Source organism: Streptomyces sp. NPDC001536, assembly GCF_042894505.1.
Taxonomy (GTDB): Bacteria; Actinomycetota; Actinomycetes; order Streptomycetales; family Streptomycetaceae; genus Streptomyces.
Genome location: NZ_JBIAVQ010000002.1, coordinates 400,409 through 415,441, shown reverse-complemented (window position 1 = coordinate 415,441; position 15,033 = coordinate 400,409). Strand labels below are relative to the sequence as shown.

The window sequence follows — 15,033 nt, the reverse complement described above, 5'->3', positions numbered from 1 at the left end:
TCTGTGCGGTGTCAAGCACATGACGGGGGAGCCTCCAGGGGGCGCCCAGATGCATTTACCGCCAGCAGGAAGGACGGTGGGTGCCAGCAGGGGTGTCGGGGTCGGATGGGGCCGGACCCGGGCGTCGGCACGCCCCTCCGGACCGCTTCCGACGGCCGTTCACGGGGTGGACCGAGCGCGCGCCGTCGCCCGTCACCGCGCGCCGGCCGCCCGGCCCGGGCTCCGGGAGCGCACGCCGTCACAAGCCGGAGGCCGGACCGTGCGACGGCGTGCGACGAGGGCGCCTACGCCCGAGGCGAACCGGCCGGGTCGACTCCTTCGCCTTCCGCTCCCACCCGCTCCAGCAACGCCACCGGCACCCCCTCGAAGAGCTCCGCCACGCGCGCGTGCCCCGTGAACTCCCGCTCCGGAGACAGGACATCGGCCCATCGTCCCGGCGGCAGCGGCAACCGGGTCTCGCGCCAGCCGCCCGCCTCCGCCAGCCGCAGCGACAGCCGGGTCACGGCGGTGACGACCTCCCCGGAGCGGGCGAACGCCAGGCAGTGGGCCGCCGCCGGGCCCTCGGCGGCCAGCGGGGCGTACGTCGCCGAATCGCCGAACACGGCGGGGCGCCGTGCGCGCAGCCGCAGCGCCGCCGCGGTGAGCGCGCCCTTCTCGCCGGGCTCCTCGGGCGGGAAGCGCACGGGGCGGCGGTTGTCCGGATCCACCAGGGCCCGGTACTCGGCCTCCGTGCCCTGGTAGAGGTCCGGCACCCCCGGCATCGTCAGGTGGAGCAGCGCCGTACCGAGCATGTTCGCCCGGACGGAGGGCCCCAGCGCGCTCCGGAAGGCGGCCACATGCTCGCCCGGCGCCCCGGAAGGACCCGCCGCGATAAAAGCCGCCACCGCCTCCTCGTACGCCGGCTCCTGCTCCGTCCAGCTCGTGTACAGCCCGGCCTCGCGCACATGCTTCAGCAGCGCCTGCCGCACCCGCTCCACATCCGCAGGGCCGAGCCCGAACACCGTCTGCCAGGCCGCCCACGCCAGCTGAGCGTCGGGCACGCCCTCGCCGGTGCGGGTCACCTCGGCCAGGACGTCGGCCCAGCGCTGCGGGCACTCGGTGAGCACGGCCAGCGCGGCCCGAACGTCGGCGCTGCGCTTGGTGTCGTGCGTCGACACGACCGTCCCGGTCGCCGGCCAGTCGCGCTGCACGCGCGCGCAGTACGCGTGGAAGTCGTCCGGGGACACCGCCGGAGCACCCGGATTCCCGCCCACCTCGGTCGCCGACAGCAACGGCACATAGCGATAGAACGCCGTGTCCTCCACGGACTTGGCCCGCAACGCCGACGAGGTCTGCGCGAACCTGGTCCCGAACTCCACGTGCTCGGGCCCCTCACCCGCCCGCCCCAGCACCAGATCGCGGACCACGTCCACCGCACCGGCCTCCTCGGGCACCACGAACGCCTGCCGGGCCTCCTCCGCGGCCTCCTCGGTGACGACGGAGGCGGCGTCGACCGAGCCGTAGGGCCGGTAGACCTCCATGCGGACCAGCAGCTCCTGAAGGGCGGTGCGCAGCGCCCACGGCGCCCGGTCGCGCAGCGCGGGCTCCGGGGACGTGGCGCACAGCCGGACCGCCACCCGGGTCAGCCGCTCGGTCTCGGCGGCCAGCTCGTGCGCGAGCACCTTGTACGCCGCCCGCCGCACCGTCGCCTCCCAGTCACCGCCCCGGTCCGTCTGCGGGGCCGCGAACCGGCGGTACTGGCCCAGGAGTTCGCCGAAGCCGGCCGGGTCCGTGAACACGCCGTCGATGTGCCGCAGGGCGTCGTACCCGGTGGTGCCCGCGACCGGCCAGGACGCCGGCAGCGCCTCCCCGTCCGCGAGGATCTTCTCCACCACCGTCCAGCGGCCGCCGGTCGCCTCGTGCAGCCTGCGCAGATACGCGTCGGGGTCGGCGAGACCGTCGGGGTGGTCGATCCGCAGCCCGTCGACCACGCCCTCGTGAAGCAGCTGGAGGATCTTGGCGTGGGTGGCCTCGAACACCTCCGGGTCCTCCACCCGCACCCCGATGAGCTCCGAGATGCTGAAGAAGCGCCGGTAGTTGAGCTCTGTCCGGGCCAGCCGCCACCACACCGGGCGGTACCACTGCGCGTCCAGGAGCTGCGGCAGCGGCAGCTCCTCGGTGCCCTCGCGCAACGGGAAGACGTGGTCGAAATAGCGCAGGACGTCGCCGTCGACCCGCAGATCACCGACGACCGAGCCGAGCGGGCCGCCCAGCACCGGCAGCAGCACCTGTCCGCCCTGCGCCTCCCAGTCGATGTCGAACCATCGCGCGTACGGCGACTTGGGGCCCTCCCGCAGCACCTCCCACAGGGCGCGGTTGTGGCGCGGGGCCATGGCCATGTGGTTCGGCACGATGTCCACGACCAGGCCCAGCCCGTGCTCCCGCGCGGTGCCGGCCAGCGCGCGCAGGCCCTCCTCGCCGCCCAGTTCGGCCCGCACGCGCGCGTGGTCCACGACGTCGTAGCCGTGCGCGGAGCCGGGGACCGCCTCCAGGACGGGGGACAGGTGCAGGTGCGAGACGCCGAGCGTGGCCAGGTACGGCACGGCGGCCGCCGCGGCGTCGAAGGGGAACTCGGGCTGCAACTGCAGCCGGTACGTGGCGGTCGGCACCACCGGGTCGGGTCGCTCAGGTGTCATGCAAACCTACGTACCCGCCCCGCCGCCTTTCGTGTCATCGCCCTGTGCACGTCCCCTCGCGCGCGTGGTTGGCTTCGAGCGATGGGGACCATGGGACGCACCTACCGCGAGGTCATCGGCCTGACCGGGCCACTGCTGCCGGTCGTGTCCTTCCTGGGCCGACTGCCGACGGCCACCATCCAGTTCGGCAGCGTGCTGCTCGTCGCCCGCACCAGCGGCTCGCTGACCGCCGCGGGGCTGACCGGCGGTGCGCTGGCGCTCGGCCAGGTGGCCTGCGGTCCGCTGGTGGGCCGGCTCGCCGACCGGCACGGTCAGCGGACGGTGGTGCTCGCCTTCTCCCTCGCCAACGCCCTGGCGATCACGGCGCTGGTCGCCGGAGCACTGGCCGGACTGCCGACGTCGTTCCTGGCGCTCCTCGGCGCGACGGCGGGTGCGACCGTGCCGCTGATCGGCCCCCTGGCCCGCGCCCGACTTGTCGCTCTGGCCCGCCGCGCGGACGCCCCCGACACCACGGTCGCCACCGCCCTCTCCTTCGAGAGCACCCTCGACGAGATCTCCTTCGTCCTCGGCCCCGCCCTGGTCGGCCTCGCCGCGGTCCTGGCCCACCCGGCCCACGCACTGGGTGCGGCCGCGGTGTTGGTGGGCGTGTGCGGAAGCGGTTTCGCGCTGCATCCGACGGCGACGCGACGAAACGCTCCCGTCGAGACGCCTGCGACTCGACGCCCCGGTCCCGTCGCGACGCCGACTGCACGACGAAACGGTCCCGTCCCCACGCCGGTGACGCGACGAAACGGTCGCGTCGCGACGTCCGCGACGCAACGCTCCGCATCCGTACCCGTCCCGACGTCCCCCACCCACGCCGCCCGCCCCCGCATCCCCCGCTCCGTCCACGCCCTACGCGCCGCCCTCGCCCTCCAGGGCGCCATGTTCGGTGCCTGCCAGGCCGGCATCACCGCGCTCACCGAGCGCCTCGGACAACCCGACCAGGCGGGGCTCGTCTACGCGGCCATGGGGGTGATGAGCGCCGTCGCGGGCCTGTCCATGGCCGCCGTACCCGCCAGCGTCCCGCTCGCGACACGCTGGCGGACGGCCACCGCGGCCGCGTTCGCGCTCTCCCTGCCCCTGCTGTGGACGGACGGCCTGGTCGCGCTCTACGCGGTCGTCACCGTCCTCGGTGTCGCCTACGCCCCGCACCTCATCACGGTGTTCGGGCTGACCGAGCGCGCGGTGCCGCCGGCGCGGCTCGCGGAGGCGATGGCGTTCGCGACGAGCGCCCTGGTCGGCGGCCAGGCACTGGCGATCGCCGGCACGGGGCGGCTCGCCGAGTCGTACGGCCCCGCGGCGGCGTTCGGCGCCGCGAGCGCGGCGGCCGCGCTCGCCTGTGCGATCGCCCTGACGGCGCGGCCGACGTCGTACGCCCAGGACACCGGAAGCACACTCCACGCGCGCGTGCCCACCGGCAGCCCTAGCCCGGGCACTTCCTAGACGGGCCGCTGCAACACCGTCATGCTCCGGTCCACCAGCGTCAGCCGGTCCCCGCCCTGCACCTTGGGGCCCGTGCCCGGCGGCACGCCCTCGGCGAGGGCGGTGTCGACGACGACCTCCCACTGCCGGCCGTGGTTGACCGGTACCACGAAGTCCAGCGTCCGGTGCGAGGGGTTGAACATCAGCAGGAACGAGTCGTCGCCGATGCGCTCCCCGCGCGGGCCGGGTTCGGAGATCGCGTTGCCGTTGAGGAACACCGAGATGGCCGACGCCTGCGCCCGGTCCCAGTCCCGCTGGGTCATCTCCTCGCCCTCGTGGGTGAACCAGGCGATGTCCGAGAGCTCGTCATGGGTGCCCTCCACGGGCCGCCCGTGGAAGAAGCGCCGCCTGCGGAAGACCGGATGGTCCCGGCGCAGCCACACCATCGCGCGCGTGAAGGAGAGCAGATCGCCGAAGACCTCGCCCTCCTCGGGCCACTGGACCCACGCCAGCTCGCTGTCCTGGCAGTAGGCGTTGTTGTTGCCGCGCTGGGTGCGGGCGAACTCGTCGCCATGGCTGAGCATCGGCACGCCCTGGGACAGCATCAGGGTGGCGATGAAGTTCCGCATCTGCCGGGCGCGCAGCGCCAGCACGTCCGGGTCGTCGGTCTCGCCCTCGACCCCGCAGTTCCAGGACCGGTTGTGGCTCTCGCCGTCCCGGTTCTCCTCGCCGTTGGCCATGTTGTGCTTGTCGTTGTACGAGACGAGGTCGTGCATCGTGAACCCGTCGTGGCAGGTCACGAAGTTGATGGAGGCCAGCGGGCGCCGCCCGTCGTCCTGGTACAGGTCGGAGGAGCCCGTCAGCCGGGACGCGAACTCCGCGACCGCCCGCCGCTCACCGCGCCACAGGTCCCGGACCGTGTCGCGGTACTTGCCGTTCCACTCGGTCCACAGCGGTGGGAAGTTGCCCACCTGGTAGCCGCCCTCGCCGACGTCCCACGGCTCGGCGATCAGCTTCACCTGGGAGACCACCGGGTCCTGCTGCACCAGGTCGAAGAAGGACGACAGCCGGTCCACCTCGTGGAACTGCCGGGCCAGCGTCGCCGCGAGGTCGAAGCGGAAGCCGTCGACATGCATCTCGGTGACCCAGTAGCGCAGCGAGTCCATGATCAGCTGGAGGACGTGCGGGGAGCGCATCAGCAGGGAGTTGCCGGTGCCCGTGGTGTCCATGTAGTAGCGGGGATCGTCGGTGAGGCGGTAGTACGACGCGTTGTCCAGGCCTCGGAAGGACAGCGTCGGGCCCAGGTGGTTGCCCTCGGCGGTGTGGTTGTAGACCACGTCGAGGATGACCTCGATGCCCGCCTCGTGCAGCGCCCGGACCGCCGACTTGAACTCCAGGACCTGCTGGCCGCGGTCGCCCCAGGAGGCGTAGGCGTTGTGCGGGGCGAAGAAGCCGATGGTGTTGTAGCCCCAGTAGTTGTTCAGGCCCATGTCGACCAGCCGGTGGTCGTTCACGAACTGATGGACCGGCATCAGCTCCAGCGCGGTGACGCCCAGTTCCGTCAGGTGCTCGATGACCGCGGGGTGCGCGAGGGCGGCGTAGGTGCCGCGCAGTTCCTCCGGCAGGCCCGGGTGGAGCATGGTGAGGCCCTTCACATGGGCCTCGTAGATCACCGTGTGGTGGTAGTCGGTGCGCGGGCGGCGGTCGTCGCCCCAGTCGAAGTACGGGTTGACCACGACCGAGCTCATGGTGTGCGGGGCGGAGTCCAGGTCGTTGCGCTTGTCGGGGGAGTCGAAGTGGTAGCCGTAGACCTCCTCGCCCCACTGGATCGCACCGCTGATCGCGCGCGCGTACGGGTCGAGGAGCAGCTTCGCGGAGTTGCAGCGCTGTCCGCGCTCCGGGGCGTACGGGCCGTGCACCCGGAATCCGTAGCGCTGGCCCGGCATCACGCCGGGCAGGTAGGCGTGCCGGACGAACGCGTCGCTCTCCCGCAGTTCCACCGCCGTCTCCGAGCCGTCGTCGTGCAGCAGACACAGCTCTACTCGGTCCGCGGCCTCGGTGAAGACCGCGAAGTTGGTGCCGGCGCCGTCGTACGTGGCACCGAGTGGATATGCCTCTCCAGGCCAGACCTGCATGGATACGACTCTTTCAGCTCGTGCCCGCCGCCGGGGCGCCTTGGCCCCGAGTCTCCCCGAAAGTGATGGAACCACCTATGACTTACGTCCCTCTTACCGATCGACCAGTGCATACGCGGTATGCGCAGACCTGTGGGGCAATCACATACTCCCGTGGACCAGGGGGAGTAGGGGGAAAGACGTGCGCGAAATAGTGCGCCGCCACCTTGGCAAGGTGGTGGCCGGTGCGGCCATCGCGGTGGCCTCGACCGCCGTGATGGTCGGAATCACCCTGCCGGGCACGGCCGGGGCCGACGAAACGGGAGGGACCAAGGGGGGCGGCCAGGCGGCCGCCGCCGGGCAGCAGCAGGGCCAGGAGGCGCAGGGCTCGGCCGCCGGGCCGGGCGTCGTCGAGGAGGCCCCCGCCGAGGGCGAGAAGGGCAAGGGCCGCGACCCGCTGACCGACGACGAGATGGAGCGGGTGGCGAAACTCGCCCTCAACCGGCAGCTGTTCAACGCCAGTGAGGACGTCGACGGGGACCGCGGCCCGCAGCAGCTCGGCATCGACCTCGCCGACCCCGAGGCGAGCGAGCTGGACGACGCGAACGCGCCGCGGCGCGCGGACGTGACGTACTACGACTACAAGGACGACACCCTCGTCACCCGGACCGTGAATCTCGACACCGGCAAGGTGGAGGGCACCTCCACCAGCCACGGCGTGCAGCCGCCGCTGAGCCGGGCCGAGACGACCGAGGCGGCCCGGCTGCTGCTCGCCGACCCGCTGTCCGCGGGGCTGAAGGCCGACTACAAGGACGCCACCGGCAAGGAGCTCACCTCGCCGGACCAGCTCCAGCTGAACAGCATGGTCTTCAGGGCGAACCCGGGGATCAGGCCCGCCGCGCTCACGGCCTGCGGCGAGCACCGCTGCGCGACGCTGACCCCGAAGGTCAAGAACGGACCGTGGATCGACACCCGGGACCTGGTCATCGACCTGAGCACCCGCAAGGTCGTCGAGATCGACCGCGGCTGAGCCGCCCGTCCGTTCACTTTTCCTACTTGCTCCTCCTGTAAGGGAGTCATTTCTTCATGCGCGTGAACAGAACGAGCCGTGTCCGCAGGCGGACGGCCCTGGGTGTCACCGTCGTCGCCCTGGCGGCCGGTGTGACCACCGGTGCGGGCCCGGCCACCGCCCAGCCGAAGGCCGCCCCCGCTGCGGCGGCCGCCGACTGCAGCACGGCCTACCAGATCGAGAAGAAGCTCGCCTCCGGCACGACCTGGCGGATGTGCTGGCGCTTCGAGAGCAAGGCCGGGATCGTCCTGGAGGACATCTCCTACCAGCCGCCCGGCGAGACCAAGCCGATCAAGGTCCTCAACAGCGCCCGGCTCGCCCAGATCCACGTGCCGTACGACGACGGCAAGAGCGAGTACAACGACCTGACGACGTACAACTTCGGCGACGGCCTGATGAACCTGACCGCCGCGGAGTGCCCCGGCGGCACGATCAAGACGGTCAAGGTCAAGAACACCTCGTACTACCAGGACCCGAACATCAAGGGCCTGTGCACCACCACCAAGACCCGCGGCCACGCCTACCGCCTCATGAACTACGAGCAGAACAACACGGTCTACCAGGCCCAGGGCAAGGACCTGCTCGTCTACACGGTCAACAAGGTCGACTGGTACGAGTACATCACCGAGTGGCGCTTCCAGGACGACGGCACCGTCACCATGAACGTCGGCGCGACCGGCAGCCTCTCGCCGTACGACTACGACGCCGGTGACGGCCGCAGCTGGCCGATCGGCAAGGGCGCCGCGGCCAAGGCGGACAGCCACAGCCACAACGTCTTCTGGAAGCTGGACTTCGCCCTGGACGGCTCCTCCAAGACCAAGGTCGAGCAGTACGACTCGAAGGTCAGCGCCCCGGCCGGCGCCGGCAACGGCCCGACCGCCAAGACCACCCGCACCACGGTGACCAAGGAACTGGCGGGCGACAGCAAGAACATGCGCTGGTGGCGCGTGGTGAGCACGGCGGGCAAGAACAAGGACGGCCACCCGCGCTCGTACGAGCTCGTCCCCGGGCCCAGCAGCAAGTACGCCGGTCGCCCCTTCACGAAGCACGACGTGTACTTCACCGAGTACAAGAGCTGCGAGAAGTACGCCAGTGAGAACCAGCCCGGCTGCGCCACCGGATCGGGTTCCTCCGTCGACAAGTTCGTGAACGGACAGACCCTCACCCGGCCCGTGGTCTGGATGAACGTCGGCTTCCACCACATAGCCCGGGACGAGGACCAGCAGCCGATGCCGGTCCACTGGCAGGGCTTCTCCATCGCCCCGCGCGACGTCACGGCTATGAATCCGCTCACTCCGGCGGCCCTCGCCGGGCAGAACGGCGACTGGAACCGCGGTAGTTGAGAAACGACCTGTCCATCCGGCTGCACCGCCGACCGCTCCCGGAGTACCCTTCCTTGATCGTTGGCAAGGGGAGTGCTCGGGGGAGCGGAAGGCGGTGCGCGGGTGGGCTCGGGAGGGCTGGAGTTGCCCCCTGGTGACGAGGGTCACGAGGGGAACTCCGCAGACGTCCCGCCCGGCACGGTGTCGCTGGCACGGCCCATGGACGCCGCCGGTTCCATCGGGCCGGAGCTGGACTGGGACGCCGACGCCTGGCGCGAGGTGCGTACGCGCGCCCAGCGAGCCGGGCGGGCCTACATCTGGCTGAACCTCGTCGAACAGCGGTTGCGCGCGGTCGTGGCCGCTGTTCTGCGTCCCATCTACGAACCCGTCCACGGCGACGACTGGGTGGTCGCCGCCGCCGGGCCGGCCGGCCAGGAGTGGGTGCAGCGCGCGGTCGCCGTACGCGAAGTCAGCCGCCGCAAGGGCTATTTGCTCGATCCGGCCGACGACAACGTCCTGAGCTTCCTCACGTTGCCGCAGCTGCGCGAGCTGATGGTGCAGCACTGGCCGTGCTTCGAGCCCTACTTCGACGAGCGCCGGGACGTCGAACTCGCCCTGGACGAGCTGGAAGTGACCCGGAACGTCGTCTCGCGCAACCGGGCCCTGTCCGAGGCCGTCCTGGGCCAGGCCGAGCGGGCCTCGGCGAAACTGCTGGAGATACTCGGCGCCGGCGGCGATGTGCCGTCCGCGCGCCGGCTGCCCGTGGACGCGGTCGAGGACCTGGTCGGCGACCGGTACGCGGACGTGGTCGCCGTGCACCCCGACCGGGTGCGGCTGCTGCGCCAGTTCCCCGCCGAGGACATCTTCGGCGGCGCCCGCCGCCTCGACGCCGTCGGCATCGGCCTCAACCTGCTCGTGCAGAACTTCTCCGGCCGCCGCCTGGTGCGCCTGGCCGAGGCGGGCTGCCGGGTACGGCTGCTGTTCCTCAACCCGGCCTCCAGCTCGGTCAAGCGGCGGGAGCGTGAACTCGGCATCAAGCGCGGTGAGTTGAGCCGGGCCGTGGAGATGAACATCCTGCACATGCGCCGGGTGCGGTCCCGGCTGCGCGACCCGGGCGCCTTCGAGATCCAGGTCTACGACGAGACACCGCGCTTCACCGCCTATCTCGTCGACGGGGACGGCGCCGACGGGGTCGCGGTCGTGCAGTCCTATCTGCGGCGGTCGCGGGGCATGGAGGCGCCGGTCCTGGTGCTGCGCAACGGGAACAAAGTGGTCAAGCCGGGCGAGATCGACGAGAGTGGGCTCTTCCCGACCTATCGCGAGGAGTTCGAGACGTCCTGGGTGGATTCGCGGCCGGTGTCCTGATAGTTCCGTAAGCGGAACGCGGTCCTCTGATTGTCAGTGGCGCATGGGATCGTGGAGACCACTGGGGGAAAGCACCACCAAGAAGGGGGGCCGCCGCATGGGCTGGCACCAGGAGCTGCTGATCGGCTTCGACCTGGAGACGACCGGGACCGATCCGCGCGAGGCGCGCATCGTCACGGGGGCCGTGATCGAGGTCAGGGCGGGACAGCCCATAGGGCACCGCGAATGGCTGGCGGACCCGGGCGTGGAGATCCCGGCGGACGCGGTGGCGGTCCACGGGATCAGCAATGAACGCGCGGCCACGGAGGGCCGCCCGGCCGACCAGGTCGCGGACGCCATCGCCGACGTGCTGGTGAGCTATTGGAAGACAGGCGTCCCGGTGGTCGCCTACAACGCGGCCTTCGACCTCACCCTGCTCTCGGCGGAGCTGCGCCGCCACGCCCTCCCGTCCCTACGGGACCGCCTGGGCGGAGTGGACCCCGCCCCCGTCATCGACCCGTACACGATCGACCGCTCCGTCGACCGCTACCGCCGCGGCAAGCGGAACCTCGAAGCCGTCTGCACGGAGTACGGAGTCCCGCTCGACGCCGCCCACAACGCCTCGGCCGACGCCCTCGCCGCGGCCCGGCTCGCCCACGCGATAGCCGACCGCCACCCCAAGATCGCCGCCCTCGGCCCGGCGGAACTGCACCGCCGCCAGATCGAGTGGTACGCGCAATGGGCGGCGGACTTCCAGAGCTTCCTGCGCCGCAAGGGGGAGACGGACGCGGTGGTCGACGGGACGTGGCCGCTGCGGGAGTTGGCGGACGAAACGGTCTGACCCGCCGGGCGAGCGGCTCAGAACGGATACCACCGCACCGTCTCGTCCCCGTCCCGCAAAGACGCCACCCGACGCTCGAACTCGGCCAGCGCCGCCGGGTTGACGGGGGCGTGCTGGGCGACCCAGGCGCAGCTCGCCGTCTCGCGGGCGCCCCGGAGGACCGAGCAGCCCTCCCACTCGCGCACATCCCAGCCGTAGGCCTCGGTGAAGTTGTCGTACGCCGCGTCGGGCAGGCCGTAGCGGTCGCGCGACAGGGCCATGACCACCAGATCGTGCTCGCGCAGGTCCGCGGAGAAGGTCTCCAGATCCACCAGGACCGGACCGTCGGGGCCGATGTGCACATTGCGCGGGAGAGCGTCGCCGTGGATGGGGCCGGGCGGCAGCTGCGGGGTGAGCGCGGCCGCGGCCGCCGCGAAGCCGTCCCGGCGCTCCCGGAGGTATGCCGCGTCCGCGGGGTCGATCGCGTCACCGGCGAGACGCAGCCAGCGTTCCACCCCGCCCAGCAGCTCCCGGGGCGGAAGCGCGAAGGCGGGGGAGGGGAGCGCGTGGACGACCCGTAGGAGTTCGGCCAAATCCCGGGGCTCGGCGGGCCGTACGGGATCGGGCAGCCGGTGCCACACCGTCACCGGGTGCCCCTCCACGAGCAGCGCCTTGGGCTCGGCCGCCCGCACCGCCGGCACGCCCGCCTCGGCCAGCCATGCCGCGATGTCCAGCTCCCGGCGGGCCCGGTCCAGGAGCTCGGCGTCCCGGCCCACCTTGACGGCCAGGTCACCGGCGGCGAACACCGCGTTCTCACCCAGCGCCAGCAGCCGCGCCTCGGCGGCCGGGCCGGGCAGCACTCCCGCCGCGGCCAGTACGTGCCGCGCCCGTGCCTCGTCCATCGTCCGCCTCCGTGTCCTCGCCCCGGTCCGTGCCGGATGTCCCTGATATGCCGATGTGCTCGTGCACACGGCGTCGACTTCCCGCCATCCGTCGGCCAGTCTCGCATTCGCACAGGTCGGACGGTGTGCGCGGTGCCTTGACGACCCATAACCCCTTCACGACCATGACGGAGGCCCACCGGGGGCGGGGCCCGACCGGCCCCGTCACGAGCCCTGCGAAGGAGCCGATCACGTGACAACGGTGACCGTGACCAAACGGTCGACGCGGGGCGCGCCACGCGTCGGCGGCGGCCGGCGGATGGTGGACCGCGGGGCCTGGTTCCTGGTGCTGCCCGCGCTGATCCCGATCCTGGTGCTGAGCGTCGGCCCGCTGCTGTACGGGATCCTGCTGGCGTTCACGGACTCCCAGTCCGGCCGGACCCGGTCCACCCAGTGGATCGGCACCCTCAACTTCCAGGACCTGCTGCACGACACACTGTTCTGGGAGTCGTTCCGGATCGGCCTGGTGTGGGCCGTCGGGGTCACCGTGCCGCAGTTCCTGCTCGCCCTCGGTCTCGCCCTGCTGCTCAACCAGGACCTGAAGCTGAGATGGCTGGCCCGCGCGCTGGCGATCATCCCGTGGGCCATGCCCGAGGTCGTCGTCGGCGTGATGTGGCGCCTGGTCTACAACCCGGACGCCGGCGTCCTCAACGAGACCCTGCGCGACCTCGGCCTCGGCGACGGCCGCGACTGGCTCAGTGGTCTGGCCACCGCCCTGCCCGCGGTGATCGTCGTCGGCATCTGGGCCGGCATGCCGACCACCACGGTCGCCCTGCTCGCCGGCCTCCAGAACACCCCGCGTGAACTGCACGAGGCGGCGGCGGTCGACGGAGCCGGTGCCTGGCGGCGTTTCCGGACGGTCACCTGGCCCGCCCTGCGGCCGGTCGCCCTGGCCATGGTCGCGCTCAACCTGATCTGGAACTTCAACTCCTTCGCCCTGGTCTACGTGCTCACCAGCGGAGGACCCGGCGGCCGCACCCGGCTGCCCATGCTCTTCGCCTACGAAGAGGCCTTCCGCTACGGCCAGTTCGGGTACGCGGCGGCGATGGGATGTGTGATGGTCGCGGTGATCTCGATCCTCCTCGCCGTCTTCCTGGTGGGCCGGATCAGGGGAGGTGACGAGGCATGAGGACCAGCACCACGGGCCGCGTCGGACAGTACGCCGCCCTGCTCGCGTATCTCGTCTTCCTCGCGTTCCCGTTCCTCTGGCTGATCTCCACCGCGTTCAAGTCGCCGCGGGAACTGGGCAGTCTGCACCCGACCTGGATCCCCGAGGACCCCACCCTCGACAACTTCCGGCAGGCCTTCGACGAACAGCCGCTGCTGCGCGCCGCGGGCAACTCCCTGCTCGCCGCCCTCGGCGCCGCCCTGATCGCCGTACTGATCGCGACCCCGCTGGCGTACGTCATGGCCCGGCACCGCACCCTGCTGGCGCGGGCGGCGACCGGCTGGGTGGTGGTCAGCCAGGCGTTCCCGCTGGTGCTGGTGATCATCCCGCTGTTCCTGGTGCTCAAGAACCTCCAGCTCATCAACTCCCTGTTCGGACTGGTGCTGGTGTACGTGGTGTGGGCGCTGCCGTTCGCGCTGTGGATGCTCGTCGGATACGTCCGTGCGGTGCCCGTCGAACTGGAGGAGGCGGCGGCCGTCGACGGGGCCGGGAAGCTGCGGACACTGGTGTCGGTGACGGCGCCGCTGCTGGCGCCGGGGATCGTGGCGACGGCCCTGTTCGCGTTCATCACGGCGTGGAACGAGTTCTTCTTCGCGCTGGTCCTGCTGAAGACCCCGGAGAAACAGACCCTGCCGGTCGTCCTCACCCACTTCATCGGCGCGGAGGGCGTCGCCGACCTGGGCCCGCTGGCCGCGGCCGCGTTCCTGGCGACCCTGCCCTCCCTGGTCGTCTTCGCGCTCATCCAGCGGCGGATCACGAGCGGGATGCTCACCGGGGCGGTGAAGAGCTGATGCGTACGCGATGGTTCATCACCCTGGTCATGGCCCTGCTGCTCACGAGCTGCACCGGCGACGGTGACAGCGGCGACGACGGCACCGTCACCCTCCGCTTCCAGTCCCTGGCCTGGCAGGAGGAGTCCGTCGAGGCGAACCAGGAGCTGGTGAAGGAGTGGAACGCGACCCACCCGGACGTCAAGGTCGAGTACGTCCAGGGGAGTTGGGACAGTGTCCACGACCAGCTGCTCACCTCCTTCGAGGGCGGCGAGGCGCCCGACATCATCCATGACGCCTCCGACGACCTGGCGGACTTCGCGTACGGCGGCTATCTCGCCGATCTGACCGACCTGCTGCCCGCGCGCCTCACGTCGGACATCCCGCAGCGGAGTTGGGACACGACGACCTTCGGCGACGGCGTCTACGGCGTGCCCTTCCTCCAGGAACCGCGGGTGCTGATCGCCAACGCCACGTGGCTGAAGGAGTCCGGCGTACGCATCCCGACCCCCGACGACCCCTGGACCTGGCCGGAGTTCCGGCAGATCACCGACCGGCTGAGCGGCGACGGGAAGCACGGCGTCGCCTGGCCGCTCAAGGAGCCCGTCTCGGCCACGCTCAACCTGTCCCTGTCGGCGGGGGGACAACTCTTCCACCGCGGCTCCGACGGCAAGGTGACGATCCGGTTCGAGGAGGGCGACGCGGTCGTGCCGCGCACCATCCACGACCAGGCCAACACCGACCGCAGCGCCTCGCCCACCACCCTCGGCAGCGGCGGCTCGGACACCCTGCCCGGCTTCTTCGCCGGCAAGTACGCGATGGTCCCGCTCGGCTTCTCCTACCGGCAGCAGATCGTCCAGCAGGCACCCAAGGGCTTCGACTGGCAGGTGCTGCCCGCCCCGGCCGGCGCCGAAGGACTCAGCCAGGGCGTCAGCCCGCAGACGCTCTCCGTCGCCGAGGACAGCCCGCACAAGAAGGAGGCCGTCGAGTTCGTCGACTTCCTGCTCCAGCCGAAGAACATGGTCCGCCTCGCGCTCGGCGACTGGATGCTGCCCACCGGCACCGAGGCACTCAAGGACCCGGCCCTGCGTACGGGCAGGAACGACTGGGCCACCGGCACCGCCCTCGCCGCCCACCTCCGCTCGGCGCCCGCGCAGTCCGTGCGCGGCTATCCCGAGTGGAAGGACAAGGTCGCCACGCCCGCCTTCCAGGAGTACTACAGCGGGGCGATCGGACTCGACGAGCTGCGTGAGCGGCTGGAGAAGGACGGCAATCTGGTGCTCGCCCGCTATCAGCGCTGAGGTAATTCGGTTGTCGGCTCCCACGGTCCGCGCCTAGCGTGCCGT

11 protein-coding genes are annotated in these 15,033 nt (G+C 71.4%); 8 read left to right on the top strand and 3 right to left on the bottom strand.

The window, feature by feature from the left end:
- Positions 1–284: 284 nt before the first annotated feature.
- Complete coding sequence (gene treY, locus ACFY0U_RS07040; protein WP_388631416.1) at positions 285–2,675, bottom strand: malto-oligosyltrehalose synthase; 2,391 nt, start codon at positions 2,673–2,675, stop codon at positions 285–287.
- A gap of 81 nt (positions 2,676–2,756) precedes the next feature.
- On the opposite strand from treY, the gene ACFY0U_RS07035 reads away from it, so the two are divergent.
- Positions 2,757–4,160, top strand: a complete 1,404-nt coding sequence (locus tag ACFY0U_RS07035) for an MFS transporter (protein WP_388631414.1) — start codon at positions 2,757–2,759, stop codon at positions 4,158–4,160.
- On the opposite strand, the gene glgX is transcribed toward ACFY0U_RS07035, so the two are convergent.
- Entirely contained in the window at positions 4,157–6,274 is a 2,118-nt protein-coding gene (gene glgX, locus ACFY0U_RS07030; RefSeq protein WP_388631412.1) for a glycogen debranching protein GlgX, read from the bottom strand. The genes ACFY0U_RS07035 and glgX overlap by 4 nt on opposite strands.
- A gap of 181 nt (positions 6,275–6,455) precedes the next feature.
- On the opposite strand from glgX, the gene ACFY0U_RS07025 reads away from it, so the two are divergent.
- The 4 genes from ACFY0U_RS07025 (at position 6,456) to ACFY0U_RS07010 (ending at position 10,829) form a co-directional block, all read left to right on the top strand.
- Entirely contained in the window at positions 6,456–7,283 is an 828-nt protein-coding gene (locus ACFY0U_RS07025) for a Tat pathway signal sequence domain protein (RefSeq protein WP_388631409.1), read from the top strand.
- Between the two features lie 56 nt (positions 7,284–7,339).
- Positions 7,340–8,665 (top strand): copper amine oxidase, encoded by a 1,326-nt coding sequence (locus tag ACFY0U_RS07020; protein ID WP_388631406.1) that lies wholly within the window; start codon positions 7,340–7,342, stop codon positions 8,663–8,665.
- Positions 8,666–8,767: 102 nt separating this feature from the next.
- Positions 8,768–10,009 (top strand): SAV2148 family HEPN domain-containing protein, encoded by a 1,242-nt coding sequence (locus ACFY0U_RS07015; protein ID WP_388632373.1) that lies wholly within the window; start codon positions 8,768–8,770, stop codon positions 10,007–10,009.
- A gap of 97 nt (positions 10,010–10,106) precedes the next feature.
- Complete coding sequence (locus ACFY0U_RS07010) at positions 10,107–10,829, top strand: 3'-5' exonuclease (RefSeq protein ID WP_388631403.1); 723 nt, start codon at positions 10,107–10,109, stop codon at positions 10,827–10,829.
- Between the two features lie 17 nt (positions 10,830–10,846).
- On the opposite strand, the gene ACFY0U_RS07005 is transcribed toward ACFY0U_RS07010, so the two are convergent.
- Positions 10,847–11,710: a phosphotransferase enzyme family protein gene (locus ACFY0U_RS07005; RefSeq protein WP_388631400.1), complete on the bottom strand. Its 864-nt coding sequence runs from the start codon at positions 11,708–11,710 to the stop codon at positions 10,847–10,849.
- A 232-nt stretch (positions 11,711–11,942) separates the two neighbouring features.
- Here ACFY0U_RS07005 and ACFY0U_RS07000 point away from each other — a divergent pair, with 232 nt between their 5' ends.
- Genes ACFY0U_RS07000 through ACFY0U_RS06990 form a run of 3 tightly spaced genes read left to right on the top strand, consistent with a single transcriptional unit; the run spans position 11,943 to position 14,988 of the window.
- Positions 11,943–12,878: a carbohydrate ABC transporter permease gene (locus tag ACFY0U_RS07000; protein WP_388631398.1), complete on the top strand. Its 936-nt coding sequence runs from the start codon at positions 11,943–11,945 to the stop codon at positions 12,876–12,878.
- Complete coding sequence (locus tag ACFY0U_RS06995) at positions 12,875–13,708, top strand: carbohydrate ABC transporter permease (RefSeq protein WP_388631396.1); 834 nt, start codon at positions 12,875–12,877, stop codon at positions 13,706–13,708. Before ACFY0U_RS07000 ends, ACFY0U_RS06995 begins: the two co-directional genes overlap by 4 nt.
- Positions 13,708–14,988: an ABC transporter substrate-binding protein gene (locus ACFY0U_RS06990; RefSeq protein ID WP_388631394.1), complete on the top strand. Its 1,281-nt coding sequence runs from the start codon at positions 13,708–13,710 to the stop codon at positions 14,986–14,988. Before ACFY0U_RS06995 ends, ACFY0U_RS06990 begins: the two co-directional genes overlap by 1 nt.
- Positions 14,989–15,033 lie beyond the last annotated feature (45 nt).